Annotated in this window: 27 protein-coding genes; 10 read left to right on the top strand and 17 right to left on the bottom strand. The window is 66.5% G+C overall.

Going from position 1 to position 25,189, the window contains the following annotated elements; genetic code table 11:
- Window positions 1–10: 10 nt before the first annotated feature.
- Both AC3QL3_RS09385 and folD read right to left on the bottom strand, forming a co-directional pair.
- Entirely contained in the window at window positions 11–871 is an 861-nt protein-coding gene (locus AC3QL3_RS09385; protein WP_492898315.1) for a TRAP transporter TatT component family protein, read from the bottom strand.
- Between the two features lie 79 nt (window positions 872–950).
- Window positions 951–1,811: a bifunctional methylenetetrahydrofolate dehydrogenase/methenyltetrahydrofolate cyclohydrolase FolD gene (gene folD / locus AC3QL3_RS09380; protein WP_492898313.1), complete on the bottom strand. Its 861-nt coding sequence runs from the start codon at window positions 1,809–1,811 to the stop codon at window positions 951–953.
- Between the two features lie 85 nt (window positions 1,812–1,896).
- Between folD and AC3QL3_RS09375 the strand changes: the two genes are divergently transcribed.
- The gene (locus AC3QL3_RS09375) at window positions 1,897–2,193 is read left to right on the top strand and encodes a DUF1244 domain-containing protein (protein ID WP_492898311.1); all 297 of its coding nucleotides are present in this window, start codon (window positions 1,897–1,899) and stop codon (window positions 2,191–2,193) included.
- Between the two features lie 119 nt (window positions 2,194–2,312).
- Here the strand turns inward: AC3QL3_RS09375 and moeB are convergent, their stop codons facing one another.
- From moeB to ndk, 10 genes are all read right to left on the bottom strand, one after another.
- Entirely contained in the window at window positions 2,313–3,467 is a 1,155-nt protein-coding gene (gene moeB / locus AC3QL3_RS09370) for a molybdopterin-synthase adenylyltransferase MoeB (RefSeq protein WP_492898309.1), read from the bottom strand.
- Between the two features lie 4 nt (window positions 3,468–3,471).
- Window positions 3,472–4,689, bottom strand: a complete 1,218-nt coding sequence (locus AC3QL3_RS09365) for a molybdopterin molybdotransferase MoeA (RefSeq protein ID WP_492898307.1) — start codon at window positions 4,687–4,689, stop codon at window positions 3,472–3,474.
- Window positions 4,690–4,696: 7 nt separating this feature from the next.
- Window positions 4,697–5,287 carry a molybdenum cofactor guanylyltransferase MobA gene (mobA, locus tag AC3QL3_RS09360; RefSeq protein ID WP_492898305.1) on the bottom strand — a complete coding sequence of 197 codons (591 nt, stop codon included), beginning with the start codon at window positions 5,285–5,287 and terminating at the stop codon, window positions 4,697–4,699.
- Window positions 5,288–5,301: 14 nt separating this feature from the next.
- A complete protein-coding gene (der, locus tag AC3QL3_RS09355) occupies window positions 5,302–6,705 on the bottom strand; it encodes a ribosome biogenesis GTPase Der (RefSeq protein WP_492898303.1) in 1,404 nt (467 codons plus the stop codon).
- Between the two features lie 118 nt (window positions 6,706–6,823).
- On the bottom strand, window positions 6,824–8,029 hold the full coding sequence (gene bamB / locus AC3QL3_RS09350) for an outer membrane protein assembly factor BamB (RefSeq protein ID WP_492898301.1): 1,206 nt from the start codon (window positions 8,027–8,029) through the stop codon (window positions 6,824–6,826).
- Window positions 8,026–8,706: a YfgM family protein gene (locus AC3QL3_RS09345; RefSeq protein ID WP_492898299.1), complete on the bottom strand. Its 681-nt coding sequence runs from the start codon at window positions 8,704–8,706 to the stop codon at window positions 8,026–8,028. The genes bamB and AC3QL3_RS09345 overlap by 4 nt, the downstream gene beginning before the upstream one ends.
- A 141-nt stretch (window positions 8,707–8,847) precedes the next feature.
- Window positions 8,848–9,870 carry a RodZ domain-containing protein gene (locus AC3QL3_RS09340; protein WP_492898297.1) on the bottom strand — a complete coding sequence of 341 codons (1,023 nt, stop codon included), beginning with the start codon at window positions 9,868–9,870 and terminating at the stop codon, window positions 8,848–8,850.
- Between the two features lie 152 nt (window positions 9,871–10,022).
- Entirely contained in the window at window positions 10,023–10,808 is a 786-nt protein-coding gene (gene pilW, locus AC3QL3_RS09335) for a type IV pilus biogenesis/stability protein PilW (protein ID WP_492898295.1), read from the bottom strand.
- Window positions 10,798–11,952 (bottom strand): dual-specificity RNA methyltransferase RlmN, encoded by a 1,155-nt coding sequence (gene rlmN / locus AC3QL3_RS09330; protein WP_492898293.1) that lies wholly within the window; start codon window positions 11,950–11,952, stop codon window positions 10,798–10,800. Before rlmN ends, pilW begins: the two co-directional genes overlap by 11 nt.
- The gene (gene ndk, locus AC3QL3_RS09325; protein WP_492898291.1) at window positions 11,940–12,365 is read right to left on the bottom strand and encodes a nucleoside-diphosphate kinase; all 426 of its coding nucleotides are present in this window, start codon (window positions 12,363–12,365) and stop codon (window positions 11,940–11,942) included. Before ndk ends, rlmN begins: the two co-directional genes overlap by 13 nt.
- A 211-nt stretch (window positions 12,366–12,576) precedes the next feature.
- Here ndk and AC3QL3_RS09320 point away from each other — a divergent pair, with 211 nt between their 5' ends.
- From AC3QL3_RS09320 to AC3QL3_RS09285, 8 genes are all read left to right on the top strand, one after another.
- The gene (locus tag AC3QL3_RS09320) at window positions 12,577–13,200 is read left to right on the top strand and encodes a TetR/AcrR family transcriptional regulator (RefSeq protein WP_492898289.1); all 624 of its coding nucleotides are present in this window, start codon (window positions 12,577–12,579) and stop codon (window positions 13,198–13,200) included.
- 131 nt (window positions 13,201–13,331) lie between these two features.
- A complete protein-coding gene (locus tag AC3QL3_RS09315) occupies window positions 13,332–15,704 on the top strand; it encodes a 3-hydroxyacyl-CoA dehydrogenase/enoyl-CoA hydratase family protein (protein ID WP_492898287.1) in 2,373 nt (790 codons plus the stop codon).
- A 139-nt stretch (window positions 15,705–15,843) separates the two neighbouring features.
- Complete coding sequence (locus AC3QL3_RS09310; RefSeq protein WP_492898285.1) at window positions 15,844–17,040, top strand: acetyl-CoA C-acyltransferase; 1,197 nt, start codon at window positions 15,844–15,846, stop codon at window positions 17,038–17,040.
- A 91-nt stretch (window positions 17,041–17,131) separates the two neighbouring features.
- Window positions 17,132–17,620 (top strand): hypothetical protein, encoded by a 489-nt coding sequence (locus AC3QL3_RS09305; protein WP_492898283.1) that lies wholly within the window; start codon window positions 17,132–17,134, stop codon window positions 17,618–17,620.
- Between the two features lie 212 nt (window positions 17,621–17,832).
- Window positions 17,833–19,347 (top strand): serine hydrolase domain-containing protein, encoded by a 1,515-nt coding sequence (locus tag AC3QL3_RS09300; protein WP_492898281.1) that lies wholly within the window; start codon window positions 17,833–17,835, stop codon window positions 19,345–19,347.
- A gap of 56 nt (window positions 19,348–19,403) precedes the next feature.
- Window positions 19,404–19,775 (top strand): DUF6249 domain-containing protein, encoded by a 372-nt coding sequence (locus tag AC3QL3_RS09295; protein WP_492898279.1) that lies wholly within the window; start codon window positions 19,404–19,406, stop codon window positions 19,773–19,775.
- Window positions 19,768–20,343: an RNA polymerase sigma factor gene (locus AC3QL3_RS09290; protein ID WP_492898277.1), complete on the top strand. Its 576-nt coding sequence runs from the start codon at window positions 19,768–19,770 to the stop codon at window positions 20,341–20,343. Before AC3QL3_RS09295 ends, AC3QL3_RS09290 begins: the two co-directional genes overlap by 8 nt.
- A complete protein-coding gene (locus AC3QL3_RS09285) occupies window positions 20,340–20,663 on the top strand; it encodes a DUF5056 domain-containing protein (protein ID WP_492898275.1) in 324 nt (107 codons plus the stop codon). The genes AC3QL3_RS09290 and AC3QL3_RS09285 overlap by 4 nt, the downstream gene beginning before the upstream one ends.
- A 22-nt stretch (window positions 20,664–20,685) precedes the next feature.
- Here the strand turns inward: AC3QL3_RS09285 and AC3QL3_RS09280 are convergent, their stop codons facing one another.
- The gene (locus tag AC3QL3_RS09280) at window positions 20,686–21,018 is read right to left on the bottom strand and encodes a tRNA-binding protein (protein WP_492898273.1); all 333 of its coding nucleotides are present in this window, start codon (window positions 21,016–21,018) and stop codon (window positions 20,686–20,688) included.
- 108 nt (window positions 21,019–21,126) lie between these two features.
- Window positions 21,127–22,044, bottom strand: coding sequence for a hypothetical protein (locus AC3QL3_RS09275; protein WP_492898271.1), 918 nt, complete (start codon window positions 22,042–22,044; stop codon window positions 21,127–21,129).
- Window positions 22,045–22,139: 95 nt separating this feature from the next.
- On the opposite strand from AC3QL3_RS09275, the gene AC3QL3_RS09270 reads away from it, so the two are divergent.
- Window positions 22,140–22,562, top strand: a complete 423-nt coding sequence (locus AC3QL3_RS09270; RefSeq protein ID WP_492898269.1) for a hypothetical protein — start codon at window positions 22,140–22,142, stop codon at window positions 22,560–22,562.
- A 16-nt stretch (window positions 22,563–22,578) separates the two neighbouring features.
- Here the strand turns inward: AC3QL3_RS09270 and AC3QL3_RS09265 are convergent, their stop codons facing one another.
- From AC3QL3_RS09265 to galU, 3 genes are read right to left on the bottom strand one after another with little or no spacing between them, the layout of a single operon-like run.
- Entirely contained in the window at window positions 22,579–23,757 is a 1,179-nt protein-coding gene (locus AC3QL3_RS09265) for a trans-sulfuration enzyme family protein (RefSeq protein WP_492898267.1), read from the bottom strand.
- Window positions 23,754–24,245 carry a hypothetical protein gene (locus AC3QL3_RS09260; protein ID WP_492898265.1) on the bottom strand — a complete coding sequence of 164 codons (492 nt, stop codon included), beginning with the start codon at window positions 24,243–24,245 and terminating at the stop codon, window positions 23,754–23,756. The genes AC3QL3_RS09265 and AC3QL3_RS09260 overlap by 4 nt, the downstream gene beginning before the upstream one ends.
- Window positions 24,242–25,117 carry a UTP--glucose-1-phosphate uridylyltransferase GalU gene (galU, locus tag AC3QL3_RS09255; RefSeq protein ID WP_492898263.1) on the bottom strand — a complete coding sequence of 292 codons (876 nt, stop codon included), beginning with the start codon at window positions 25,115–25,117 and terminating at the stop codon, window positions 24,242–24,244. Before galU ends, AC3QL3_RS09260 begins: the two co-directional genes overlap by 4 nt.
- Window positions 25,118–25,189 lie beyond the last annotated feature (72 nt).

Genomic DNA, 25,189 nt, shown 5'->3' with positions numbered 1-25,189 from the left:
CGATCGATCGTCAAAAGAAATCCTTGCCCGATGCGAGCAGCTTCTTCGCGCGCTGCTGGGCCAGGCTGTTGATCAGGGTCAGTCCCGGAGCGTGCGGGTCGGCCGCGATCGCCTCGTTCAACAATTTGTCGTGCAGCGCCTGGTCGAACACCAAGCGCGCGTAGCGCTCCGCATACAGCACGCGCACCATCTGGTTTTTGCCGCCGGAGATCGCCAGCGCCTTCTCGAAGAACGCCTTGCCCTCGTCCGGCTTGCCGCCGAGCGACGCCGGACGCAAGGTCGCCAGCACGCCCAGATACATGTACGGCTCGCCCTGTTGATAGTTCGGATCGAGCGCGACGACGCGTTCGATCAGGAGCTGCACTTTCGGAATGTCGGCGATCGACTTCCAGTCGGAGCTGTTGTTCTGGATGCGCCCAGCCCAGGCGGAAGCGAGGGCGTACAGCACACCGACGTCGTTCTTGCCGGCCTTGGCCACTTCCGCTTGAAAGCCCTCGAACGGCTGGTCGATCTGTTTGCACAGTCCGGGCAACTGAATGCAGGTCGCACGCTGCGCATAATCGAAGCTGCGCGCGGACAGACGCGTCGCGCGTTCCGGATCGTCGACGAAGCCGCCGGCATACGCTCCGTACAGACGCGCGCCGGCACCGAGCATACCGACGTTCTGCGGGTCGCCCTGGATCAAGCCGTCGATCAACAGCAGCCAGGCCGGAATGCCGTCGCGCGCGGTGGCGATGTCGTCTTGCTCGAGCATGCCGGCGGTGAGGTTGTCGGCGAACTTCCGGCTCGCATTGCTGACGATCGAGGCGCAGCCACCAAGCGCGAGCAAGGCGATGGCGAGGCCGAATCGTGGGGCGGAAAGTCGTGTCATGGCGGCGGGATTCTCGTCGGCGCGCGTGGCGTCTGGCCGGCGCGCAGGGTGGCATGGCATGCGTGAACGCAGGTTGAGGTCAGCGGCGGTCGAAGAAGGTTTCGGCGGCTTCCAGCGTGTTTTCCATCAGGGTCGCCACCGTCATCGGCCCGACTCCGCCCGGCACCGGCGTAATCCAGGAGGCGCGCTCGGCCGCCGGCTCGAATTCGACGTCTCCGACCAGACGCCCATCGTCGAGGCGGTTGATGCCGACGTCGATGACCACCGCGCCGGGCTTGATCCATTCGCCCTTGACCAGTCCAGGTCGGCCGGCAGCGACGACGACCAGATCGGCTTGCTCCACTTCCGCTTGCAGATCGCGAGTGAAGCGATGACAGCCGGTCGTAGTGCAGCCGGCCAAGAGCAATTCCAAGATCAGCGGCCGCCCGACATGATTGGACACGCCGATGACAACCGCCTTGCATCCGCGCACCGGCCGATCGGTATGCGCGAGCAGGGTCATCACGCCCTTCGGCGTGCACGGCCTGAGGCCGCGCTGGCGCAAGGCGAGACGGCCGACGTTCTCGGCTTGGAAGCCGTCGACGTCCTTGCGCGCGTCGATGCGATCGATCAGCGCCGTCGCGTTGATGTGCGCCGGCAGCGGCAGCTGCAACAGGATGCCGTGCACGTCGGGATCGGCGTTCAGACGATCGATCAAGGCGACCAGCTCGGCTTCGGGCGTGCTCGCCGGCAGATCGAAGTCGAACGAGCGGAAACCGACCTGCGCGCAAGCGCGCCGCTTGTTGCGCACGTACACCATCGAAGCCGGATCGGCGCCGACCAGCACCACCGCCAGCCCCGGCGCCGGCAAGCCGGCAGCGAGGCGCTCCTTGACACGGGCAGCGACGCCGTCGAGCACGTCGTCGGCGATGCGGCGTCCATCCAGCAATCGCGCGGTCATTGGGAACCTGGTGTAAAACGCGCATTATCCCATGTCCGCCCCGACCCGCTCAAACGGCGGCGCTCCGCAACGAGAGGCAGTCCACATGACCGATACCCGCACCGAACTGGAAGCCGCGGCGTTCCGTCGCTTGCTCGAGCATTTGCGCACGCGCACCGACGTGCAGAACATCGATCTCATGATCGTCGGCGGCTTCTGTCGCAACTGCCTGGCCGACTGGTACCGCGATGCCGCTGCCGAACGCGGCATCGAGATCGACAAGGACGCCGCGCGCGAACGCGTCTACGGCGAACCGTTCGCGCAATGGAAGGCGAAACACCAGCCTGAGGCGACGCCTGAGCAGCTGGCTGCGTTCGCCGCAGCGCAGGCCAAGCATGCGTGATACGTGAGAGCTGAGAAAGTGAAACGCGAGACGCGCGAAGAAAAGTGCATTCGAAGCAATTTTTCTTCGTGTGCTCGCGCGCCCTTAGCCGACGTACGTCGCGATCACCTCGACCGCGATCAGCCGGCGCAAATCCGGGCGATGTCCTCGTAACCGGCAAAGTGGGCTTGCGCGCCGCAGCCCGGGCAATCGGGGTCGCGCGGCAGGCGCAGTTCGCGGAAGCTGCCGGCGAGCGCATCGTGGCAGAGCAGACGGCCGACCAACGGCTGGCCGATGCCGAGCAGGAGCTTCAAGGTTTCGCTCGCCTGCAAAAGGCCGATCAGACCGGGCAGCACGCCGAGCACGCCCGCTTCGCTGCAATTGGGGGCCTCGGCCGCGGATGGCGGCTGCGGGAACAGGCAGCGATAGCACGGTGAATCCGCGCGACGCGGATCGAACACGCTGAGCTGTCCGCTGAAGCGATGCACCGCGCCGTAGATCAGCGGGATGCCTAAGCGCAGGCTCGCTGCGCTGAGCAGGTAGCGCGTCGGGAAATTGTCGGCGCCGTCGACGACGACGTCGTGATCGCGCAGCAGAGTTTCGACATTGGCCGCCTCCACGCGCTCCTGCACGGTATCGATGCGGACGTGTGGATTGAGCGCGCTCAAGCTCAGCCGCGCCGAATCGGTCTTGGCCATGCCCACGCGGGCGTCGGTGTGCACGACCTGACGCTGCAGATTCGAACGCTCGACGTGATCGTCGTCGATCAAGCTGATGCGGCCGACGCCGGCCGCTACCAGATACAACGACAGCGGCGCACCAAGGCCACCGGCGCCGATGATCGCGACACGCGCCCGCGCGAGCTTGCTTTGCCCGGCGACGCCGACCTCCGGCAGCACCAAATGTCGCGCGTAACGCTCGGTTGCGTCCAAATCGAGTACGCCCTGCTCGACCGGCAGCTGCTCCTGCCGCCAACGCGCGATACCGCCGCGCACCGACAAGCTGTTCGCGTAGCCGAGCGCGCGCAAGGTCTCCACCGCGAGCAGCGAACGTCGTCCGCTGGCGCAGATGGCGAGAATCTCGCGCTCGCGACTCGGCGCGATCTCGGCGATGCGTTCCTCGATCGCTCCGCGCGCGAGGCCGATCGCGCCGGCCGCGATGCCGGCCGCGCGTTCGTCGTCTTCGCGCACGTCGAGCAGCAGCGCGCCCGCGCGCTGGCGCGCGAGCGCATCGATTGGATCGATCTCGCGGGGATCGGTGCTGGGGGATGCAACGGAAGTGGGCGATGCGTTCATGAAATCAGCCTAGTCCCGGCAGCGGCAGCACTTCCACTACGCTGCCGGCGGCGAGCTCGCGTGCGTGCTCGGGCACGACGATCAGCGCATCCGCTTCGGCCACGCCGCGCAGCATGCCCGAACCTTGCCGCTCGAGCGGCGTCGCCCACAAAGCACCGTCGTCGCGCGGCTCCAGACTCGCACGCAGGAACTCGGCGCGCTCGTGCTTCTTCGTCAGCGCGGTCGCGAGACGCGCGCGCCAGACGCGCGTCTCCGTCTGCGCGGCGCCTTGCAAGGCCGCTAGCGCCGGTCGTACCAGCGCGAGGAAGGTCGCCATCGTCGACACCGGATTGCCGGGCAGCGCGAACGCGAGCGCGCCGCCGATTTCGCCGAACAACACCGGCATGCCGGGCTTCATGCGCACCTTCCAAAAATGCACGCGTCCCAGCTCCGCGACCAGTCTGGGCAGGAAATCCGCTTCGCCGACCGAGACGCCGCCACTGCTGACGATCACGTCGCAACGCTCGCCTGCCTCGCGCAAGGCGGCGCGCAAGACAGCCGGATCGTCGCGCAGATGCGCAATCGGTTCCGGCTCGATGCCGCACTGACGCAGCAAAGCGCCGAGGCTATAGCGGTTGCTGTCGTGAATCTGTCCGAAGCCGAGCGCTTGCGTCGGCGGCACCAGTTCGTCGCCGGTCACGAACAAGGCGACGCGCGGCAGGCGTGCCACCGTCGCTTGCGCGAAGCCCAAGGAAGCGAGCACGCCCAAGCGCGCCGGCGTGAGTCGATCACCCGCGTGCACGGCGACGTCGCCGGCACGATAGTCTTCGCCGGCCGGCCGTACGTTCGCACCGGCGATCTCGCCTGCGGTCACCACTACCGCATCGCCTTCGAGGCGCACGTTCTCCTTCATGACCACGCTGTCTGCGCCGCGCGGCAGCGGCGCGCCGGTGGTGATGCGCACGCATTCGCCCGGACCGCAGGGCGGCGCCGATACGGCACCGGCGAGCACTTCACCGACCAGGCGGAAGCGGCGCTCACCGCTAGCGGGCAGGTCGGCACCGCGCAGGGCGAAACCGTCCATCGCCGAGTTCGCGAACGGCGGTTGATCGTGCGGCGCGACCGCGTCGACGGCGAGCACGCGGCCGAGCGCACGTTCGAGCGCGAGCGATTCGCTCGGCAAGCGCCGGCCTGAGCAAGTCGCGAGCACGCGCTGTCGCGCTTCGGCGACCGACAATCGCATCGCGAATTCAGCGGACGGCGTGCTCGGCGGCATAGGCGGCGAAATCTTGCGCGGTATTGAGATTGCGAAAGTGCGCGTGGCGATCGGCGAAATCAAGTTCGCGCGCGCCGACTGAGTCCTGCCAAGGCCAGACGCCGTGGCCGTGGTCGAGCGCCACTGCGGCAGCGCTCGCCAGTTCGCGCCGATACAGAGCGAACAGAGGCTGACGCCGCTCGCCGTCGTGCGCGACGACGGCCGGCACGCTCGCGGCTTCCGCTACGGCAAGCAGCCGCGCGGCGAAATCGCGCGGCGGCTGCGGGCAATCGACCGGAAGAGTCGCGAGCCAAGGCGATGCGCAGACGGCGAGCGCCGCCGCGACGCCGGCGAGCGGGCCGCGGAATCCTTCGGTGCTGTCGCGGATCGTTTCGGCGAATGCGGCGTAGTCGTCCGCATGCCGGTTGGCGACGATCAGCACGCGTGTCGCGTCCATCGCCGCGACCGCTTCCATCACATGTGCGATCAGCGGCCGGCCGAGCAAGGGCTGCAATCCCTTGTCGCGTCCGCCCAGCCGCGTCGCGGCGCCGCCGGCCAGAATCGCGATCGTGATCGGCGCCGTCATTGCGGCGTCCGCCGTCAGCGCTTGCCGCGCCGCGCGTTGCGGATCATGCGCGTGCGCCGGCGCTGTTGGCCTTCGGTCAGCTCGTTGCGTTTGCCGGCGTAGGGATTGTCGCTGTCGCGGAACTCGATGCGGATCGGCGTGCCTTCGAGCCGGTAGCGCTTGCGGAAGAAATTTTCCAGATAGCGCCGGTAACCCTCGGCGATGTGCTTGGTGCGCGCGCCGTGGATCACGATGGTCGGCGGATTGGCGCCGGCCGGATGGGCGAATTTCAGTTTCGGCGTGTGTCCGCGCACCAGCGGCGGCTGATAGGCCTGATAGGCCGCTTCGACCGCGCGCGTCAGCTCGGAAGAGGTGAACTTGTGGTTGGAGGACGCGTACGCGCGGTTGATCGCCTTCATCAACTCGCCGATACCGCTGCCGTGCAGAGCGGAGATGAACACCTGACGCGCCCACGCCGCGAAATCGAGCTTGCGCGAGAGCGACGCCACGCACTGCTCGCGCTGGTACTTGTCCATGCCGTCCCATTTGTTGACGGCGATGACGAGCGCGCGGCCGGATTCGAGCACGTGGCCGAGCAAGGCGCTGTCCTGATCGGCGACACCCTCGCGTGCATCCAGCATCAGCACCGTCACGTGCGCGGCTTCGACCGATTGCAGCGCCTTGATCACGCTGAACTTCTCCAGCGCGTCTTCAATGCGCGCACGGCGGCGCACGCCCGCGGTATCGATCAGCGTGTAGTGCTTGCCGTCGCGCTCTAGCGCGATGCGGATCGAATCGCGCGTGGTGCCCGGCAGGTCGGAGGCGATCACGCGCTCCTCGCCGAGCAGCCGATTGACCAGGGTCGATTTGCCGGCATTCGGGCGGCCGACGATCGCCACGCGAATGCCGTCGTCGGCGGCGACTGCGAGCGGATCGGCTTCCGGCGCCGGCAATTGCGCGGCGATTTCGTCGAGCACCGGCGCCATGCCGCGTCCATGCGCGGCGGAAACGCCGAAGACGGACGCGAGACCGAGCGCGGCGAATTCGGCCAGTGCGGCGTGCTCCTCGAGCCCGTCGACCTTGTTCACCAGCAACAGAGTCGGCTTGGCGGCACGCCGCAGGCGATCGAGGATCGCGCGATCGGTCGGCAGAAGGCCGTCGCGCGCGTCCACCGTGAGCAGGACGACATCGGCCTCCTCGATCGCCAGTTCAGCCTGGCGCGCGGTCTGCGCGTCGAGTCCGGCCGCATGTTCGATCAAGCCGCCGGTATCGACGACGACGAAATGCCGTTCCGGCAGCAGCCGGCACACGCCGTAATGGCGGTCGCGCGTGACGCCCGGCAGATCGTGCACGAGCGCGTCGCGCGTGCGCGTGAGCACGTTGAACAAGGTCGACTTGCCGACGTTGGGGCGCCCGACCAGGGCGACTACCGGAAGCATCGAAAGCTCCACAATTGAAAAGTGCGGCCACGGATGGCCGCCCTTGCGCAGCATTTGCGCGGAATGCTGCGGATCGTGCGAACGCCTCCGAGAGCAGCGATCAAGGACGATCGAGAAGTTACTGCCGCGCGCGGTACGCGCCGATGCGTCCCTTCACGTCTTCGAGATAGACCACGCCTCCGGCCACCAGCGGCGCGCCTTCGACCGGCTTCTTGCTGAGGCGTTCGCGCGCGGCGAATTTACCGTCTTCCAGGCTCAACCAATGCAGATAGCCTTCGACGTCGCCGACCACGGCGTATTTACCGTCGATAGCCGGCGCGCTGAGCCAGCGGTACTTCAATTGATCCTGCTTCCAAAGGTTCACGCCGGTTTCGCGGTCGAAAGCCCAGACGTTGCCGTCAGCGCCGACCACCACCACCGTGGCGCCGCTGACCGCCGCGCCGACGTAGCTGGAGAGGTCGCGCTGCCACAAGGGGCGACCGCTGTCGAGCGCGAGCGCGGCAACTTGGCCCCGATAGCCGACCGCATACAAGTTGTTGCCGTCGCTGACGAGAGCGCCGTCGACGTCGGCCAGACGTTCCACTTCGGTGCGGCCTTCCGCGCCCGAGAGGGTCTGCGTCCACACCTGCGCGCCGTCCTGCAGGCGCAGGGCGACGACCTTGCCGTTGTCGAAGCCGTCGTAGACGTTGCCGTTGACGATCAACGGCGCGGACGAGCCGCGCAGGCTCAGCGCCGGCACTTGCTGTTCGAAGATCCACTTCGCACTGCCGTCCGCCGCATTCACCGCGCTGAGACGGCCGTCGTTGGTGCGCACCACCACGGTATCGCCTGCGATCGCCGGCGGCGCGATGATTTCCGAGGTCATCTGCACGTGCCAGCGCTCGCTGCCGTCCTGCGAGGACAGTGCGTAGAGCTGACCGTCGAGTCCGCCGACCACGAGCAGGTCGCCCACCACCGTCGGACCGCCGCTCCAGCGCAGGGAGTTGTCGCCGCGGCTCCAGAAGCGCCAGCCGCTGCCCGAGCGCTGACCCAGGCTCTGCTGCCACAGCGTGCGTCCGCTCGCTGCGTCGAAAGCTTCGATGCGGCCGTCGATGCTGGCCGCGTACAGGCGGCCGTCGACCAGGCTCGGCGCGAGACGCGCGCCGGATTCGCCGGCACCCTTGCCGATGCCTTCGTTCCAGATGCGTTCGATCTGTACGGTGGGTGCGAATTCGGTCAAAGGCGTCGGCGGTTCGACGTTGTCCTTCTTGCCCAGACCCTTGATCCAGTTACAACCGCTGAGCGCTGCGCCGAGCGCAACGACGAGAATGAGGGAGCGCTTCATGAGCCGAGCTTCTCCTTGGCCGGCGCGCTCGCCGGCGCCGCGGCCGGCGCACCGAGATCGTCCAGTTTCATTTGTACGTAACTGCGGTTGGGCGCCTGCGGATCGAGATTGGTCAGCGCGCTTTGATACGCATTGCGCGCGTCGTCGAGGCGACCGAGCTTGACCAGCGCATCGCCGCGAATCTCGTTGCCGAGTCCGGCGTATTCACCCTTTTCGATGCCGTCGAGCAAGGCGACGGCGCCGTTGGCGTCGTCCTGCGCCAGCTTGACCTGCGCCAGGCGCAAGGAAGCGAGCGCCTTCAGGCCACCGACCGCAGCGTTCTGACGCGCCCAATCGAGCGCGCCGGCAGCGGCGGCCAGATCGTTCTTCTTGGCCGCGAGGTCGGCCTGGTACATCGCCGCGAACACTGCATAGGCGGTGCTCGGATAGTCCTTGCGCAAGGCCTCGGCGATCTTGCCGACGTCGTCTTCGCGCTTCGCCTCGACCGCATCGCTGAGCGCCTGGAACTGCGCCGCGGCTTCGAGCGACTGCCGCCCCTGCCGCGCCTTCCATTGTTGCCAGCCGAAAATCAGCACGATGCCGAGCAGGACGCCGACCGCGATCGAGATCGCGTTCTCGCGCAACCATTTGCGCACCTGTTCGCCCTGCTCGTGTTCGTCGAGATCGTCGAAAGCCATGCCTTACTCACCTAGGAAATGCACGAAAGCGCGTGCCGTGCCGTAGGGCTCGGCCCGCGGACGGGACAGCGAAGGGTATCAGGAAACCGCGACGCCGCGGCCGCTGGGCGCGGCCGCGGGTGTGTGCGAGTTCAGCCGCGATTACTGCTGCTCGACGCGGCTGACGCTGCCGTCGAACAGCTTGACGTGCGCGACATTGCCGCGCTGAAACGGAGTCAGCTCGATCAGCTTGCCGTCGGAGCGCACTTCGGCGCCCTGCACATTGCCCAAGCGCACCGAAACCGGACCGTCGCTGCGATAGCTGCGCTCGCTGCCGGCGGCGAGAGTGCCGTATTCGAGCCGCTGCCCGTCGGCACCGAGGATTTCGACCCAGCTCGCCTGGCTGAGCTTGAGCTGCAGCGTGTGCGAACCGGTACCGATCGCCTCGTCCGCAGGCTTGGGCGGTTCGGGCGTCGGTGCGGCAGCGGTCGTGAACGGCGTCATCGAAGCGATCACCGGCGCCTGTTCGGCTGGCGCGGGCGGCGGCGCGGCGGCTTGGGTCTGCGCTGCGCCGGTCGAGGCTTGCGCCGACGCATCGGCGGCGATGTCGGTGGTCGTAGTCGACGCCGGCGTATCTTGTGCGGACGACAGCTCCTGCGCCGGCGTCACGCTGGCCGGCGGATCCAGCGGCGTCGTGCGCGCGAGGTTCTGCTCCAGGCCGCCGTGGGTGGCGAGCCAGACTGCCGGGACGACGATGATCGCGGTCAGGATCAGGTAGGTCGCGCTGACCGAATAGCGGTCGAACAGGTAGCGCGAACGCGAGATCGTGCCGGTCGCCACCAGCGGCGCCGGCTGCGTGTGCGCATGCGCCACGCTGGCGACCTGTTCCACCGGTACGCCGACCAACTTGGCGTAGCTACCCAGATACCCGCGCAAGAACACGCCTTGCGTGAGACCTTCGTAATCGTCGCTTTCGAGCTTGCCGAGCAGGCTCAAGGGCAGCTTCAAGCGCGCGGCGACATCGGGGCGGCTCCAGCCGCGTGCCTCGCGCGCAGCGCGCAGACGCTGGCCGAGCGAGCTGGTGTCGGCGTCGGTATTCACATCGTCATGCGCAGCCACGGCACCCCCGCCATGCGCCTGTTCTGGATTGAATTCGTTCATTTCATAGGCCTCTGCGGCTCTCATGACGTCGATATCTCCGGACAATGGCAGCGTCATTTGGCCGCCCCCCTCGCTTGCAGAGCCGGTCGCCTGCACGTCGTGCGCGTGCTGATCGGCTGCCGGACTCCCCCCTGGTGGTGGAACACCCGTCATCGGCTGACGGTTACTTACGGACATCACGAAGACCCTTGCACGTTCAACGAACGCGCCTGCTCCGACTCCGGAAAAGCCTGCAGCAGGCGACGGGTGTAGTCACCCGCCGAGCTGCCATTGCCGAGCCGGAGTTCGATATTGCGACCCAGCATCAGCGCGTCGGGGCGCGGCTGCGTTGCGGTCGCCTCGAAGCGCTGCATGAACCCGCGCGCTTTCAGATAGTCGCCTTTCTCGTACAGCAGCGAAGCGAGCTGGATCAACGTCTCGCCGTCGTTCGGATTGCGCTCCAAGGCCAGACGCAAGCGCTGCTCGGCTTCGTCGCGCTTGCCTGCTTTGGCCAGGCAGGTGCCGGAATTGGTCAGCGCGACCGCAGGCGTCTGATAGAACGGATCGGCCAGCGCACGATCGAAATACGCTTGCGATTCGTCGTAGCGGCCTTGCCGGCACAGGAACCAACCGTAGTTGTTCGCCTCGCTGCCGCCCTTGGGCTTCAGTTCGACGGCACGCTTGTAGTGTTCGCCGGCCTTGGCCGGGTCGTTGATCGTTTCGTACAGCACGGCGATGACGGTATGCGCATCGACGTAGCTGGAATCGTATTCCAGCGCCTTGGTCAGATTTTCCAGCGCAACCTCGAGCTTGCCCTGCTGCAAGTACTTGTGGCCGAGGTCGGTGCGCGTGCGCGCGGCTTCTTGCTTCTGCGTCGCCGCGCTCTCCTTCTTCACGGCACCGATCGAGCCGTTGCCGCAGGCGGCGAGCAGCAGCACGGCTGCCGCCAGTCCGCACGAGCGGAGCGCGCGCTCAAGCCGCATCGGCCACTCCCTGCTCCAGCTTGCGCCGGAATTCGGCCTGCCGGCGCGTGCGGTCGGTGACCTGACCCTTGAGCTGGCCGCAGGCCGCGTCGATGTCGTCGCCGCGCGTGCGCCGCACCATGGTCAGCACGTTGGCGTCGAGCAGGATCTTTTGGAACGCGCGGATCACGCTTTCATCGGAGCGCTCGAAGCGCGTGCCGTGGAACGGATTGAACGGGATCAGATTGACCTTCGAGGGCACCTTGCGCATCAACTTGATCAGCTGACGCGCATGCTCGGGCTGGTCGTTGACGCCCTTCAGCATCGTGTATTCGAACGTCACCGTCGCGCGCGGACGGCGCGCGGTGTAGCGCAGGCAGGCGTCGAGCAATTCTTTGATCGGGTATTTCTTGTTCAGCGGCACCAGCTCGGTGCGCAGCTCGTCGTTGGGCGCGTGCAGCGACACCGCGAGCGACACGTCGCTCGCCTCCGACAGCTTGTCGATCATCGGCACCAGGCCCGCGGTGGACAGCGTGACGCGCTTGTTGGCGAGGCCGAAACCGAGGTCGTCGCGCATCACGCTCATCGCGGTGACGACGTTGTCGAAATTCAGCAACGGCTCGCCCATACCCATCATGACAACATTTGTCAGCTTGCGCTGATGGTGCGGCACGTTGCCCAGATGCCGCGCCGCGACCCAGACCTGGCCGATGATCTCGGCGGCGGACAGGTTGCGGTTGAAGCCTTGCGTCGCGGTCGAGCAGAACTGGCAGTTCAGGCCGCAGCCGACCTGCGAGGACACGCACAGCGTGCCGCGCGAGGTCTCCGGAATGAACACCGACTCGATCGCGTTGGAGCCGTCCATGCCGAGCAGCCACTTGTAGGTGCCGTCATTGGCCTGCTTCTCGAACAAGGTCTTGGGCGGCACGATTTCGGTGGCCGCAGCGAGCTTTTCGCGCAGCGCCTTGCCGACGTCGGTCATCTGCGCGAAATCGGTGACGTGGCGGTGATAAATCCACTTCATCACCTGATCGGCGCGATACGGCTTCTCGCCGAGCTGCGCGAAAAGTTCGCGCAGCCCGTTGCGATCGTAGTCGAGCAAATTGGCCTTGGCCGTCGTCACGGGATACTGTTCGCTTAAAGGTCCGATGCTTAGCGCGGACACAGTTCCGTTTCTGAGAAGAAGTACGCAATTTCCACTTTTGCAGTTTCAATCGCGTCGGAACCGTGCACTGCATTGGCGTCGATCGAGTCGGCGAAGTCTGCACGGATCGTGCCCGGCGCGGCCTTCTTCGGATCGGTCGCACCCATCAGGTCGCGGTGCTTGAGGACGGCGCCCTCGCCTTCCAGCGCCTGGATCATGACCGGGCCGGAGATCATGAAATCGACCAGCGCCGCGAAGAACGGACGTTCACGATGCACGGCGTAGAAGCCTTCGGCCTCGCGCCGCGACAGGTGCTTCATCTTCGCCGCGACGACCTTCAGCCCGGCCTTCTCGAAACGGGAGTAGATCTCGCCGATGACGTTCTTGGCGACCGCATCGGGTTTGATGATGGAAAGAGTGCGCTCCAGCGCCATGCAGAGTATCTCCGGGGGATTGAATCGAAAGGGAGGCGGCGAATCGCCGTTGTAGCGCCAAATCTGCGGCGATCCGCAGGCTTAGCCCACATTATCGCGCAAGATTCTAGCTAATTTCGACGCATTTTGACACCGTATGCCGTGTCAATTTGACCTCGCCCGCAAGGCGACTTAGTATTCAAACGATCGTTTGAGCCGCACTGGATTGCGTATGCCTCCGAGCCAGCCGAGCTTCTCCACCAAAGAGCGCATTCTCGGCGTCGCCGAAACCTTGTTCGCGCGCCACGGTTTCGCCGGCGCATCGCTGCGTCAGGTGACCGCAGCGGCGAAGGTGAACTTGGCCGCGGTCAACTATCACTTCGGCTCGAAAGAGAGCTTGATCGAAGAAGTATTCCGGCGCCGCTTGGACGAACTCAATCGTCATCGCCTGGCCGCGCTCGCCGCCGTTCTCGCGCGACCGCAGCACACGCTCGAAGACGTGCTCGACGCATTCGTGCGCCCTGCACTCGAGCAATCGATGGACAGCGGCGGCGGCGCCGCCTTCGTGCGCGTGCTCGCACGCGCCTACGCCGAACACGACGAGCGTCTGCGTAAATTCCTGTCCGACAACTACGGCCACGTGCTGCGCGAGTTCGCCACCGCCTTCCTGCAACTGTTGCCGCACTTGGACAAGGAGGAGCTGTATTGGCGACTGGATATCGTCGCCGGCGCCCTGACCTATGCGATGGCCGACTTCGGCGTGATCAAGCGGCGCGGCGAAACCTCCGAAGCGACCCATCGCGAGCGGACCGCCGAGCACTTGATCCGCTTCGCTGCCGCCGGTTTGCGAGTTTGATTTTTTGCGCTCGTCCGTAAGCGCCGTGTCGCCGCGGCACGAACCGTTTCCGGCGCGCAAGGTTTCCGTATCGTCCAGCAGCGGCCAATCTTGACCGCACTTCTCAAGAGTCTTTTAACTTGGAGTCTTCCATGAGTCTTCCGCCCCTTCGCATCCGCAAGGCTGCCGTCCTAGGAGCCGGCGTCATGGGCGCGCAGATTGCCGCGCACCTGGCCAATGCCGACGTCGAGACATTGTTGTTCGACCTGCCGGCCAAAGAAGGCGACAAGAGCGGCATCGCGCAGAAGGCGATCGCCAATCTCGCCAAACTCTCGCCGGCGCCGCTGGCCGAGAAATCGAAAGTGGCCGGCATCCTGCCCGCTAACTACGACGAGCACCTGGAGGCGCTGCGCGACTGCGATCTGGTCATCGAAGCGATCGCCGAACGGCTCGACTGGAAGCTCGATCTTTACAAGAAGATCGCACCCTATCTCTCTGATTCTGCAGTAGTAGCGAGCAACACTTCCGGCCTGTCGATCAACTCGCTGGCCGATGCGTTGCCGCTCGACCTGCGCGCGCGCTTCAGCGGCATCCACTTCTTCAATCCGCCGCGCTACATGCACCTGGTCGAGCTGATTCCGGATCGCGAAACCAACCGCGACGTGCTCGCCGGCCTCGAAGCCTTCCTCACCACCACGCTCGGCAAGGGTGTGGTCTACGCCAAGGACACGCCGAACTTCATCGGCAACCGCATCGGCGTGTTCTCGATCCTCGCCACCATGCACCACACCGCGCAGTTCGGCCTCGGCTTCGATCTGGTGGACGCTCTCACCGGCCCCGCGATCGGACGCCCGAAGAGCGCGACCTATCGCACTGCCGACGTGGTCGGACTCGACACCATGGCGCACGTGATCAAGACCATGGCGGACACCTTGCCCAACGATCCGTGGCATGCGCACTTCCAGGCCCCAGCGTGGCTGTCGGCGTTGATCGCCAAGGGCGCGCTCGGCCAGAAAACCGGTGCCGGCATCTACACCAAGCGCGGCAAGGACATCGTCGTGCTGGATCTGGCCAAGCAGGACTACGTCGCTTCCGGCGCCAAGCCGAGCGAGGAAGTCGCCGCGATCCTCGCGATCAAGAATCCGGTGGAGAAGTTCGCCAAGCTGCGTGCATCCGGCGACGCGCAGGCGCAATTTCTGTGGGCCGTGTTCCGCGACCTGTTCCACTACAGCGCCTACCACCTCGCCGACATCGCCGAGACCGCGCGCGACGTCGATTTCGCGATTCGCTGGGGCTACGGCTGGAAACTCGGCCCGTTCGAGACCTGGCAGTCCGCCGGCTGGCGCGAGATCGCCGGCTGGATCGCCGAGGACATCGCCGCCGGCAAGGCGATGAGCGCGGCGCCGCTTCCCGCATGGGTCGGCCAGGTCGACGGCGTGCATCACGCCGCCGGCTCCTATTCGCCCAAGACCGGCAAGGACGAGCCACGCTCGAAGCATCCGGTCTACGCGCGCCAGCTGTTCCCCGACGCCCTGCTCGGCGAGAAATTCGACAGCGGCAAGACGCTGTGGGAGAACGACGGCGTGCGCTTGTGGCAGCTCGGCGACGACGGCGTCGGCATCGTCTCGTTCAAGACCAAGATGAACACCGTCAACGACGCCGTGCTCGACGGCATCCAGCAGGCGATCGACTACGCCGAGAAACATCTGAAGGGCCTGGTGATCTGGCAGACCGGCGATGCGTTCTCCGCCGGCGCCGATCTCAAAGGCATGCTCGGCTCGGTGCAGGCGGGCAAGATCGACCTGCTCGAATCGATGATCGCGAACTTCCAGCGCACCAGCCAGCGCATCAAGTACGCGCTGGTGCCGGTGGTCGCGGCGGTGCGCGGCCTCGCCCTCGGCGGCGGCTGCGAATTCCAGATGCACAGCGCGCGCACCGTCGCCGCGCTGGAAAGCTACATCGGCCTGGTCGAAGCCGGCGTCGGTCTGCTGCCGGCCGGCGGCGGCCTGAAGGAGATCGCCGTGCGTGCCGCGCAGCGCGCGTCCGACGGCGATCCGTTCCCCGAGATCAAGCGTCTGTTCGAGACGGTCGCCCAGGCCAAGCTGTCGGGCAGCGCGCTCGAAGCCAAGCAGCTCGGCCTGCTGCGACCCGACGACATCGTCGTGTTCAACGCGTTCGAGCTGCTTTACGTCGCCAAGCGCACCGCGCTGGCGATGGCAGAAGCCGGCTATCGCCCCGCCCTGCCGGCGAACGCCGTCACCGTCGCCGGCGACGTCGGCCTCGCGACCTTGCGGATGGCCCTGGTCAACATGCTCGAAGGCCGCTTCATCTCCGCCCACGACAACGAGATCGCGACGCGCATCGGCGACGTGCTCTGCGGCGGCGCGATCGAGCGCGGCTCGCAAGTCGACGAACAGTGGCTGCTCGATCTGGAGCGCAAACACTTCTTCGAACTGGCGCAGATGCCCAAGACGCAGGAACGCATCCAGCACACGCTGACGACGGGCAAGCCGCTCAGGAACTGAGATTCGGGATTCGAGATTCGGGATTCGTAGAAGACACATTCACCGGGGTGCAGCGGCGAAAAGGGATGGAGAGGACGGCGGCTCGGCTTTGCCCAATCTCCAATCCCCAATCCCCAATCCCGGCTTTCGGAGAAAGCCAATGACCAAACAAATCCAAGACGCCTACATCGTCTCCGCCGTGCGTTCGCCGGTCGGCAAGGCGCCGCGCGGCGTGTTCCGCAATACCCGCCCCGACGATCTGCTCGCGCACGTGCTGCGTGCGGCGCTGGCGCAGACGCCGGGCGTCGACGCGACGCGCATCGGCGACGCCATCATCGGCTGCGCGATGCCGGAGGCCGAGCAAGGCATGAACGTAGCGCGCATCGGCGTGCTGCTCGCCGGCCTGCCGGACGTGGTGCCCGGCGTCACCATCAACCGCTTCTGCTCTTCTGGTGTGCAGGCGATCGCGATGGCGGCCGACCGCATCCGTTTGGGCGAAGCCGATCTGATGATCGCCGGCGGCACCGAATCGATGAGCATGGTGCCGATGATGGGCCACAAGATCGCGATGAACCCGGCCGCCTTCGTCGACGACAACGTCGCCATCGCCTACGGCATGGGCATCACCGCCGAGAAGGTCGCCGAACAATGGAAGGTCAGCCGCGAAGACCAGGACGCGTTCGCGCTCGCTTCGCATCAAAAAGCACTGGCTGCGCAGGCCGCCGGTGAGTTCGCCGACGAAATCGCCCCGTATACGCTGGCCGATCACTATCCCGATCTCGCCACGCGCACGATCCGCGACGACGCGCGCACGATCGCCGCCGACGAAGGCCCGCGCAAGGACACCAGCGCCGAAGGTCTGGCCAAGCTGCGGCCGGTGTTCCGCAACGGCGGCAGCGTGACCGCCGGCAATTCCTCGCAGATGTCCGACGGCGCCGGCGCCCTCTTGCTCGCCAGCGAACACGCGATCAAGGCCTATGGCCTGACCCCGCTGGCGCGCTTCGTCGGCTTCGCCGTCGCCGGTGTCGCGCCGGAGATCATGGGCATCGGCCCGATCGCGGCGATTCCGAAAGCACTCGATCAGGCCGGCATCAAGAAAGACCAGCTCGACTGGATCGAACTCAACGAAGCCTTCGCCGCGCAGTCGCTGGCGGTGATCCGCGACATCGGCCTCGATCCGTCCAAGGTCAATCCGCTCGGCGGCGCGATCGCACTCGGCCATCCGCTCGGCGCGACCGGCGCGATCCGCGCCGCCACGCTGATTCACGGGCTGCGCCGACGCAAGCAGAAGTACGGCATGGTGACGATGTGCATCGGCACCGGCATGGGCGCGGCCGGGATTTTCGAGGCGGTGTGAGCGAGAACCGTAGCGCTCCGAGCGCATTCGCCTCCGACGAGGGCGAATGACCGGGCGCTGCGCTTGCCGTTGCCGAGCAGCAGCGACGAAGATGGGGCAGCCGCCGCCCGCGGCTGCCGTTTCGACGACGAGGTCCGTCTCCATGCGTTTGCGGCTTCCGGCTCTGTTCGCCTCGTTGATGCTCGCCGTCGTCGCCCCCGGTCACGGCGCCGAACCCGCTGCCGCCACGAGCGCCAAAACCGAGGTTCGATCAGGAGCCGCCATGGACACCAGCCGCATCACCGATCCGACCGTCCGTGCCGCCGTCGATGCCTGGCAGGCCGAGGATCTGCAGAAATGGCTGTCGTTCTTCACGCCCGATGCGATCTTGCTGGACGACGGCAAACCGCGCGATTTCAAGAAATTCTCGGCGGAGATCGGCAAGGAACGCTTCACCCGCATCGAGCGCGTCGAGAACGGCGGCAGAGACGTCTACGGCCAGTTCCACAGCGATGCCTCGGGCGATTTCCGCACGTACTTCAAATTCCATCTCGGCGCCGACGGCAAGTTCGACCGGCTCGAAATCGGACAGGCGAACTGAAGCGGCGCGACCGCATCGAGCGGGTCATCCGCGCCTGTCTGGGGCGCCACCGCCATTCCGCAGCGCCGGCAGCCTGAGCGCCGGCAACTCCACACCGCTCGCGCCTTTGCGCGCGATCTACCGGTCGAATCGCACACAATCGCCTCCGAGCTGAATCCGATCGACGCAGTCGGCGCATCTAAGCCTTCGAGTTCATTCACAGGAAGGCATTCATGCATCGCCCCGCTTCGCTCGTTTCGGCCGTCTGCAGGACGTTTCCGGCTTTGCAGCCGCTGGCCCTGGCCGCTGTTCTGGCGTCCGCACCGCTCGCTGCCGCAGCGGCAGGCACGTCGTTGCCGGATACGCCCACCGGTCGCCTCGCCGGTCAGTTGCTCCATCGCATCAATACGCCGGCCGACGGCCCGATTCAGCCGTGGGCTTCCGGCCTCCTGTCGCCCGCGATGGCGCAGGATGAGCGCAGCGGATTCCTCGCCGAACTCGTCGTCGCGGCGCGCGACAGCGGCGGCCTGGAGGTGGTCGACGTGCGCAACAATCCGCGCCAGCCCGACATGCTGCAAGTCGCGGTCAAGGCGCGCCGTGGCAGCGCGATCGGCCTGCTCGTGCTGGCGGCCGATGCGAAGCAGTCCGACCGGCTCGGCCAGGCCAGCCTGTTTCCGATGGACGATCCCGCCCTGTACGCCGATTGGCCGAAGGACAAGGTGTCACACGAGCGCTTGGCGCAGGTGGCACGCGCCGCATTGGACAAACTCGTCAGCGGCGCCGATTTTTCAGGCTGCCTGACGATCCGCAGCGCCAAGGAGACGATCCTCGACGAATGCCGAGGTTTGGCCGAAAGGTCGTTCGGCGTACCCGTCGATCAGCAAACACGCTTCCACATCGCCTCGCTCGGCAAAATGTTCACCGCCGTCGCCGTCGCCCAGCTGGTCGAGGCCGGTAAGCTGTCCTGGGACGCGACCCTGGCGCAGCTGCTGCCCGAATACACCGATCGTGAGGCGGCCCGCCGCATCACCGTGTGGCAGCTGCTGCACCACACTGCCGGCCTGGGCGACTTCATGGTTCCGGAGTATTTCCAGAACCGCGAGAAGTTCGTCGATCCGGCTGACTACCTCGACCTGATCGCGCGCCAACCCAAGCTGAGCGAACCCGGCAAGGACTGGAACTACAGCAACGCGGGCTACGTCCTGCTCGGACGGATCGTCGAGAAGGCGTCGCACGAGGGTTACTTCGACTACGTGCAGCGTCACCTGTTCGCGCCGGCCGGCATGACGGCGAGCGGCTTCGATCGCCTCGACGAGATCGTGCCGAAGCTTGCCGTGGGCTATTACCACGAAGGCATCTTCTCGCCCGAATGGAAGGCGGCGTGGTTGAAGCTCGGCGCCAAGGCGAGTCCGGCCGGGGGCGGCTACTCCACCAATACCGACCTGCTGCGCTTCGCCCAGGCGCTGCGCGAGGGTAGGCTGCTCAAGCCGGCCACCGTCTCGAAGATGTTCGAAGACGCGGTACCGGCGGGCCCTGGCGCCTACGCGGCCGGCTTCGGCGACCGCCTCTCGCACGGCGCCCACATCCGTGGCCATGCCGGCGGTATCGAGGGAACGACGGCGAATCTGCAAATCGTCTGGGAATCGGGCGCCGCCGTCGCCTTGACCAGCAACCAGGGACAATCGCAGAACTGGATGCTGGCCGAACGCATCGCCGACCTGCTCGCGGCCGAAACGGCCGCGCACTGAGTCCCGCGCCGGCGCGGCCGCAGGCATCTCCTCGAGTACCTCACGGAAGCATCGCAATGGAACCTTTTTTTTTGCTGATCCCGCTGGTCGTGATGGCCTCGCCGGTGCTGATCGCGCTGATCGTGCTGAGTTATCGCTACCGGCAGACGCAAGCGCGCTACCGCACCTTGCTCGAACTCGCCGACAAGGGCGTCGAGCTGCCGCCGCACCTGTTGACCGAACCGCGAACGCTATTCTCCGAGCGTCGCCGCGCGCTGGTCCTGATCAGCGGCGGCGTCGGCTTGATGCTGACGCTGGTCGCCCTGCCCGGCGGCTTCGACGGCCTCAGCATCCGCAGCCTGTGGGGCTTGGGTCTGCTGCCGCTGATGACCGGCCTGGGCTATCTCGCCAGCTGGTGGCTGAATCGCCACGGTCAGACGCGTGACTGACAGCGGCGCCGGATCGGGCCTGGAAAAGGCCCTGATCGCACGCGTCCTGCTGCATCACGACCAGCGCGCCTTCGAGCAGTTGGTGCGCCGCCATCAAGGCATGGTCCGCGCGCAGCTGCGCCGCCTGATGCAGGGCGACGAGGCGGCGGCGGACGACCTCGCCCAGGAGACGTTCCTGCTTGCCTGGAAAAAGCTGGAGCAATTCCGCGGCGACGCGCAGTTCTCCACCTGGCTGCACCGCATCGCCTACAGCTGCTTCCTGCAAGCGCAGCGCAGGCCGGCGCGATCGGAAAGCGAAGCAGAGCCGGACGCAGCCGAACCCGCGCTCGCGCCGACGCATCAGGCCGACCTGCAGATCGATCTCGCACGCGCGATGCGCCGCCTGTCCGCCGCGGAACAGGCCGTGCTGCTGCATTGCTTCCAGCTCGGCCTCAGCCACGAAGAAGCCGCCTACGTGCTCGACATGCCGCTCGGCACGGTGAAAACGCACGCATCGCGCGGCAAACTGAAACTGCGGAACTGGATGAGCAGCTGGCACAGCGGTCGTCCTCACGGAGAAGCGCGATGAAACCCCAACACGACGACCTGCTCGAGAAGCTTTTGCGCGATAGCTTCGAAGGACCGGTGCCCGACGACGGCTTCAGCGATCGTCTGATGCGCCGTCTGCCGCCGCGCCGGCGGCGAGCGTCGGGATCGTTGTCGATCGCGGGCGTGTGCATCGGGACGATCGCCTGCTGGCTCAGCCTGCGCTCGGCGTCCGTGCTGCAAGCCGGTTGGACCGACTGGCTGCAGGGCCACGCTTCCTATGCCGCGGGCAGCCTGCTGCTGGCGGTGGCGTTCCTTGCGCTGATGAGCCTGGGTTGGACGCTGGCCGAGACCGAAGACTAGGTGCGGCCCGGCGCCGCGCGCATCAGGCCATGCGGGTGCCGTTCGGCACCGCTCGCTCGATCGCCGTGACGACGACACCGTCGTCGGTCGGAAAGCCGGTCAAGAGGAATTCGGACACGAACGGGCCGATCTGCTTGGGCGGGAAATTGATCACGCCGACGATCTGACGGCCGACGAGCTCCTCCGGCGCGTACAGGTTCGTCACCTGCGCGCTGGTCTTCTTCTCACCGTACGGGCCGAAGTCGACCCAGAACTTGTAGGCCGGCTTGCGCGCTTCCGGAAACGCCTCGACGCGCAGCACGGTGCCGGCCACGATCAGCACTTTCTCGAAGTCGCTCCAGCTGATGGGCTCCATGCGTTTTCCTGGGGTCACGAAGAAGAGGTCGAAAGGGCGAGCACGCAGAACACGGCGAAGGCTGGCTCAAAGAGCTTCCTTCTCACGTTTTCACTGCCTGCTATGAGGTCAGCGCCTGTCCGCCCCCGGCGGCGTGGCACCCGCGCGATCGAGGCCGACTTGAACCCAGCCGAGGTTGATGCCGATCCGCATCGCCTGCGGATTGGTCCAGGCATAGGCCAAGGCGTGGCCGTCGGTATCGTCGAGGATCGATAGTTTCAACACCGGCACGTTGCCGTCGCGATAGGTCAGCCGCTCCAGCGCAAGCGAATAGCCCGAGCGCTTGCCGTCGCGCCACAGCAAAGGCGCGCGCCCGCCTTCGCTGCCGAGGCGGACGTTGCGATTCATGTGCCAGTCGCGGCTGTCGGCCGCCGCGTTCGGTCCGCCGCCGTTGATCGCGGCCCAGCCGCTGAAATAGGCGACGCGGCGCGCATCGGTGCGCGCCTGCGCGCCACGCGCCTGATCGGAATAGAGACGCAAGCGCAGCCATTCACCCTCGGCTTCCAGCGCGATCGGCAGCAAGGCCGTCTGCGCGCCGATGCCCGGAGCAATCGCGCTGCAGGCGGCGAGATCGGCCTTCGAGCGCGTCACTGTCGACGACGCGTCGCCGCGCAAGGTGCAGGCTTCGAGCGGCGTCCATTGCTGCGCATCGAACATCTGCCCGCCGGTCGGCGCGGCGACCAAGGCGCGATGCGGCAACCACGTCGCAGCATCGATGCGGCGCATCGCCCACGCCGCCGACATCGGCGGCACCGCGTCCAGCCGCACGTGCCAGATCGCCCACTCCGCGCGTGCGGTCGGCTCGATCGCGACGATGACGTGCGCCGGCGGACTCGCTCCGTTCTCGCGCGCAGCCCAGACTTGTTCGTGATTGTCGTACTGCCCTTCGATCGAGGTCGGCGCGGACGACGACGGCTCCGAGGTGTGCGGCAGCGATTGGCACGCCGCCGTCACCGCCAGCGGCACGAGCAACAGGAATCGTTTCATCGCACAAGGATAACAGCCGCACCGATTCGGCGATGAACGGCACATCGGCCGCAGCGCCGCTCGACTATAGTCGCCGCGTGCAGGGGGAACCGCCAATGACCGCCGAAATTCAACGCGCCGACGTGCCGCTGCGCCGCATCACTGCGATTGTGCTGATGCTCGCCACGCTAGCGGCCGTGTGGTCGATTTATGCCTTGCATCAATGGATGCTGCAGCAAGCTGCGACGCTGTCGGTCGAACAGATGACAGCGCGCTTGCGGCATTGGATCAGTCTCGCCATGACCGCGATCGGGCTCTGCCTGCTGTTGCTCGCCGCGCACTCGGCGCGCACCGCGCGGCGGGTGACCGAGCAGCAGCGCTGGCCGCTGACCGACGCGCGCTTGCTGCGCGACACGCCGATCCGTCGCGGCAGTGCGGCCTTGCGGCTCGGCCGAATGCTGAACGGCGTCGCGCTCGTGCTGGTGTTGTTCGCGCTGGGTGTAGGTTGGATCAGCTGGCGCTTGTTCGCGCTGCGTTGAACGCGGCGGCAAGCCGCTACAGCCGCGCGAACGCCTGTTCGAGATCGGCGATCAGCACGTCCGCTTCCTCCAGTCCGATCGACAGACGCACCAGGCTCAACGGCAATCCGCCCGGCGGCTGCAGCGGCGCATCGGGCGGATAGACCGCGCAGACCGGGAAGGCGAGCGACTCGTAGCCGCCCCAGGACACGGTCATCAGAAAGCGCGTGAGGCCGTCGCAGAAACGCTCGACGGCAGCGACGTCGGCGGCGTCGAGTTCGATCGTCAACAAGCCGCTGGCGCCCTTCAATTGCTGCTCGGTCAGTGCGAGTTGCGGATTCGCCCGCGCACGCGGCGAATACACCTGCCGCACGCGCGGATGTGCTTCCAGGTAAGCGAGCACGCTCGTCGCGGTCGCGGCCACGCGCTGCATGCGGATCGGCAGCGTGCGCAAGCCGCGAATCATCAGCCAGGCGTCGTGCGGTGCGAGGATTGCGCCGAGCGTCATGTACGGACCGCGGAACACCTTGCCGATCAGCTCGGCGCTGCCGCACAGCGCACCGGCGACGACGTCGCTGTGGCCGTTGAGATACTTGGTGGCCGAATGCGCGACCAGGTCGATGCCGAGCGCGAGCGGCGACTGGTTCAGCGGGGTTGCGTAGCTGTTGTCGCACAGCGTGCGGATTCCGCGTGCACGTGCGATCGCGGCGACCGCGGCGAGATCCTGTTGTTCGAACGTCATCGAGTTCGGACTTTCCAGCACGATCAGGCGCGTGCGTTCGGTCAAAGCGGACTCGAAATGGCCGACATCGGTGCCGTCGACGAAGCTGGTCGTCACGCCGAAGCGGCCGAGCAGATCGCGCAGCACCGCGCGTGTCCAGCTGTAGGGCCGCGCAACGCAGACGACGTGATCGCCGCCGTCGACGCAGGCGACCGCCGCGGCCGACATCGCCGCCGCGCCGCTGCCGAACATCAGGCAGTCTTCGGCGCCCTCGAGCGCGGCGACTTTCTTGCGCAGGATCTCGACGGTCGGATTGTTGCCGCGCGTGTAGACGTGATTGCCGAGTTCGTCGCGGAAGCCTTCGCGCATCTTCGCGACGCTGGGGAACGCGAAGATCGAGGACTGCACGATCGGCGGCGCGACCGCACCGAAGTAGCGTTCGCGCTCTTCGCCGAGGTGGTTGAGGATGTAAGAGAGATCCATGCCTGTGCTCATGGCGTCGCCGCGATCCGGCGCAAGTGCAGACGGCTGGTTTCTTCGCCGGAAGCGCCGCGATAAGTTTCCGCGCGCTCCAAGCTGCCGTCGGCGGCGGCGCTGAACAGGAGCCGGTGCAGATGCGAGGCGCCGTCTTTCAGATTGGTCGCGTCGAGATACTCGAAGACGAAGCCGTCGCCGCCGCGCAAGACCAATCTCGGCTGGTTGCCCTGCGCGCAGTAATGCGTCGCCAGCACGCGTTCGCCGTCGCGATGAAAGATCGTCATCGTTTCCGCGCGCGTGCCCGGCTGCCAGGTTTCGACCAAGGCCGAACCGCGCGAGATCGTCTTGTAGTTCACGCGCAAGCTGGCGCCGCTCTCGGTCTGCCCCTGCCATTCGCCGACCGCGAGCGTCTTCAGGCGCTCGAAGCGATCCGCCGCAGGCGGCTCGGCCGCCTGCGCGGTCGACAGCGCGCAAAGGCCGGCCAACAGCAGCGACAGCCCTCTCATGCGAACGAGGCGCGGATCAGCTCGCGCGTCGCCGCGCCGATTTGCGCATCGTTGAGAGCCATGTGCAGGGTCGCCTGCACCAGCCCGAGCTTGTTGCCGCAATCGAAGCGCGTGCCCTCGAAGCGATAGGCCAGCACCGCCTGTTCGGCCAGCAGGCTTTCGATCGCATCGGTCAGCTGGATTTCGCCGCCGGCGCCGGGTGTGGTCTTCTCCAAGTGCTCGAAGATGCGTCCGGGCAGCACGTAGCGGCCGACGATGGCGAGATTGGAAGGCGCCACTTCCGGCTTGGGCTTTTCGACCACGAGCTTGATCTTCGCCGCGCGCTCGGACACCGGCGTCGCGTCGACGATGCCGTATTTGTTGGTCTGCTCGCGCGGCACTTCCTCGACCGCGATCACGCCGGCGTCCTCGGCCGAAGCGAGCTCGGCCATCTGCCGCAACGCTCCCGCGCCGGAGTTGGTGATCAGGTCGTCGGGCAGGATCACGCCGAACGGCTCGTCGCCGACCACGGGCTTGGCGCACAACACCGCGTGACCGAGGCCGAGCGCCTCGGGCTGGGTCACGAACACGCAGCGCACGTTCTTCGGCAACGTTCCTTGCACCATCGCCAGCAAGTCGTTCTTGCCCGACTGCGCCAGCTTGCTTTCGAGCTCGTAGGCTTTGTCGAAATAGTCGGCGATCGCGTGCTTGTAGCGGTTGGTGACGAAGATCAGCGTGTCGGCGCCGGCATCGACCGCCTCGTCGACCGCGTATTGGATCAGCGGTCGATCGAGCACCGGCAGCATTTCTTTCGCGACGACCTTGGTCGCCGGCAGGAATCGCGTGCCCAGACCCGCGACCGGAAAGACGACCTTACGCAAGCGCTTGCTCATTCCCCATCCTTCTCGGTTTTCGGAACTTCGCGCAACGTGGCCTGCGCCACGATGCGCTGGAAAATCAGTGCG

Source organism: Dokdonella sp. GW821-FHT11D02 (assembly GCF_058808595.1).
Note: the sequence above shows the minus strand (reverse complement) of the source record. Positions and strands in the feature narration are given on the sequence as shown.

What these genes read in the sequence shown, in the direction of transcription:
- AC3QL3_RS09340 (WP_492898297.1), bottom strand. Translation starts at nt 9,870, where the DNA reads ATGAGAGCCGCAGAGGCCTATGAAATGAACGAATTCAATCCAGAACAG.
- AC3QL3_RS09365 (WP_492898307.1), bottom strand. Translation starts at nt 4,689, where the DNA reads ATGCGATTGTCGGTCGCCGAAGCGCGACAGCGCGTGCTCGCGACTTGC.
- AC3QL3_RS09300 (WP_492898281.1), top strand. Translation starts at nt 17,833, where the DNA reads ATGCATCGCCCCGCTTCGCTCGTTTCGGCCGTCTGCAGGACGTTTCCG.
- AC3QL3_RS09260 (WP_492898265.1), bottom strand. Translation starts at nt 24,245, where the DNA reads ATGAGAGGGCTGTCGCTGCTGTTGGCCGGCCTTTGCGCGCTGTCGACC.
- bamB (WP_492898301.1), bottom strand. Translation starts at nt 8,029, where the DNA reads ATGAAGCGCTCCCTCATTCTCGTCGTTGCGCTCGGCGCAGCGCTCAGC.
- AC3QL3_RS09310 (WP_492898285.1), top strand. Translation starts at nt 15,844, where the DNA reads ATGACCAAACAAATCCAAGACGCCTACATCGTCTCCGCCGTGCGTTCG.
- AC3QL3_RS09265 (WP_492898267.1), bottom strand. Translation starts at nt 23,757, where the DNA reads ATGAGCACAGGCATGGATCTCTCTTACATCCTCAACCACCTCGGCGAA.
- AC3QL3_RS09375 (WP_492898311.1), top strand. Translation starts at nt 1,897, where the DNA reads ATGACCGATACCCGCACCGAACTGGAAGCCGCGGCGTTCCGTCGCTTG.
- AC3QL3_RS09270 (WP_492898269.1), top strand. Translation starts at nt 22,140, where the DNA reads ATGACCGCCGAAATTCAACGCGCCGACGTGCCGCTGCGCCGCATCACT.
- folD (WP_492898313.1), bottom strand. Translation starts at nt 1,811, where the DNA reads ATGACCGCGCGATTGCTGGATGGACGCCGCATCGCCGACGACGTGCTC.
- ndk (WP_492898291.1), bottom strand. Translation starts at nt 12,365, where the DNA reads ATGGCGCTGGAGCGCACTCTTTCCATCATCAAACCCGATGCGGTCGCC.
- AC3QL3_RS09285 (WP_492898275.1), top strand. Translation starts at nt 20,340, where the DNA reads ATGAAACCCCAACACGACGACCTGCTCGAGAAGCTTTTGCGCGATAGC.
- AC3QL3_RS09320 (WP_492898289.1), top strand. Translation starts at nt 12,577, where the DNA reads ATGCCTCCGAGCCAGCCGAGCTTCTCCACCAAAGAGCGCATTCTCGGC.
- moeB (WP_492898309.1), bottom strand. Translation starts at nt 3,467, where the DNA reads ATGAACGCATCGCCCACTTCCGTTGCATCCCCCAGCACCGATCCCCGC.
- AC3QL3_RS09345 (WP_492898299.1), bottom strand. Translation starts at nt 8,706, where the DNA reads ATGGCTTTCGACGATCTCGACGAACACGAGCAGGGCGAACAGGTGCGC.
- AC3QL3_RS09295 (WP_492898279.1), top strand. Translation starts at nt 19,404, where the DNA reads ATGGAACCTTTTTTTTTGCTGATCCCGCTGGTCGTGATGGCCTCGCCG.
- AC3QL3_RS09280 (WP_492898273.1), bottom strand. Translation starts at nt 21,018, where the DNA reads ATGGAGCCCATCAGCTGGAGCGACTTCGAGAAAGTGCTGATCGTGGCC.
- AC3QL3_RS09315 (WP_492898287.1), top strand. Translation starts at nt 13,332, where the DNA reads ATGAGTCTTCCGCCCCTTCGCATCCGCAAGGCTGCCGTCCTAGGAGCC.
- galU (WP_492898263.1), bottom strand. Translation starts at nt 25,117, where the DNA reads ATGAGCAAGCGCTTGCGTAAGGTCGTCTTTCCGGTCGCGGGTCTGGGC.
- der (WP_492898303.1), bottom strand. Translation starts at nt 6,705, where the DNA reads ATGCTTCCGGTAGTCGCCCTGGTCGGGCGCCCCAACGTCGGCAAGTCG.
- AC3QL3_RS09305 (WP_492898283.1), top strand. Translation starts at nt 17,132, where the DNA reads ATGGGGCAGCCGCCGCCCGCGGCTGCCGTTTCGACGACGAGGTCCGTC.
- AC3QL3_RS09385 (WP_492898315.1), bottom strand. Translation starts at nt 871, where the DNA reads ATGACACGACTTTCCGCCCCACGATTCGGCCTCGCCATCGCCTTGCTC.
- AC3QL3_RS09275 (WP_492898271.1), bottom strand. Translation starts at nt 22,044, where the DNA reads ATGAAACGATTCCTGTTGCTCGTGCCGCTGGCGGTGACGGCGGCGTGC.
- pilW (WP_492898295.1), bottom strand. Translation starts at nt 10,808, where the DNA reads ATGCGGCTTGAGCGCGCGCTCCGCTCGTGCGGACTGGCGGCAGCCGTG.
- mobA (WP_492898305.1), bottom strand. Translation starts at nt 5,287, where the DNA reads ATGACGGCGCCGATCACGATCGCGATTCTGGCCGGCGGCGCCGCGACG.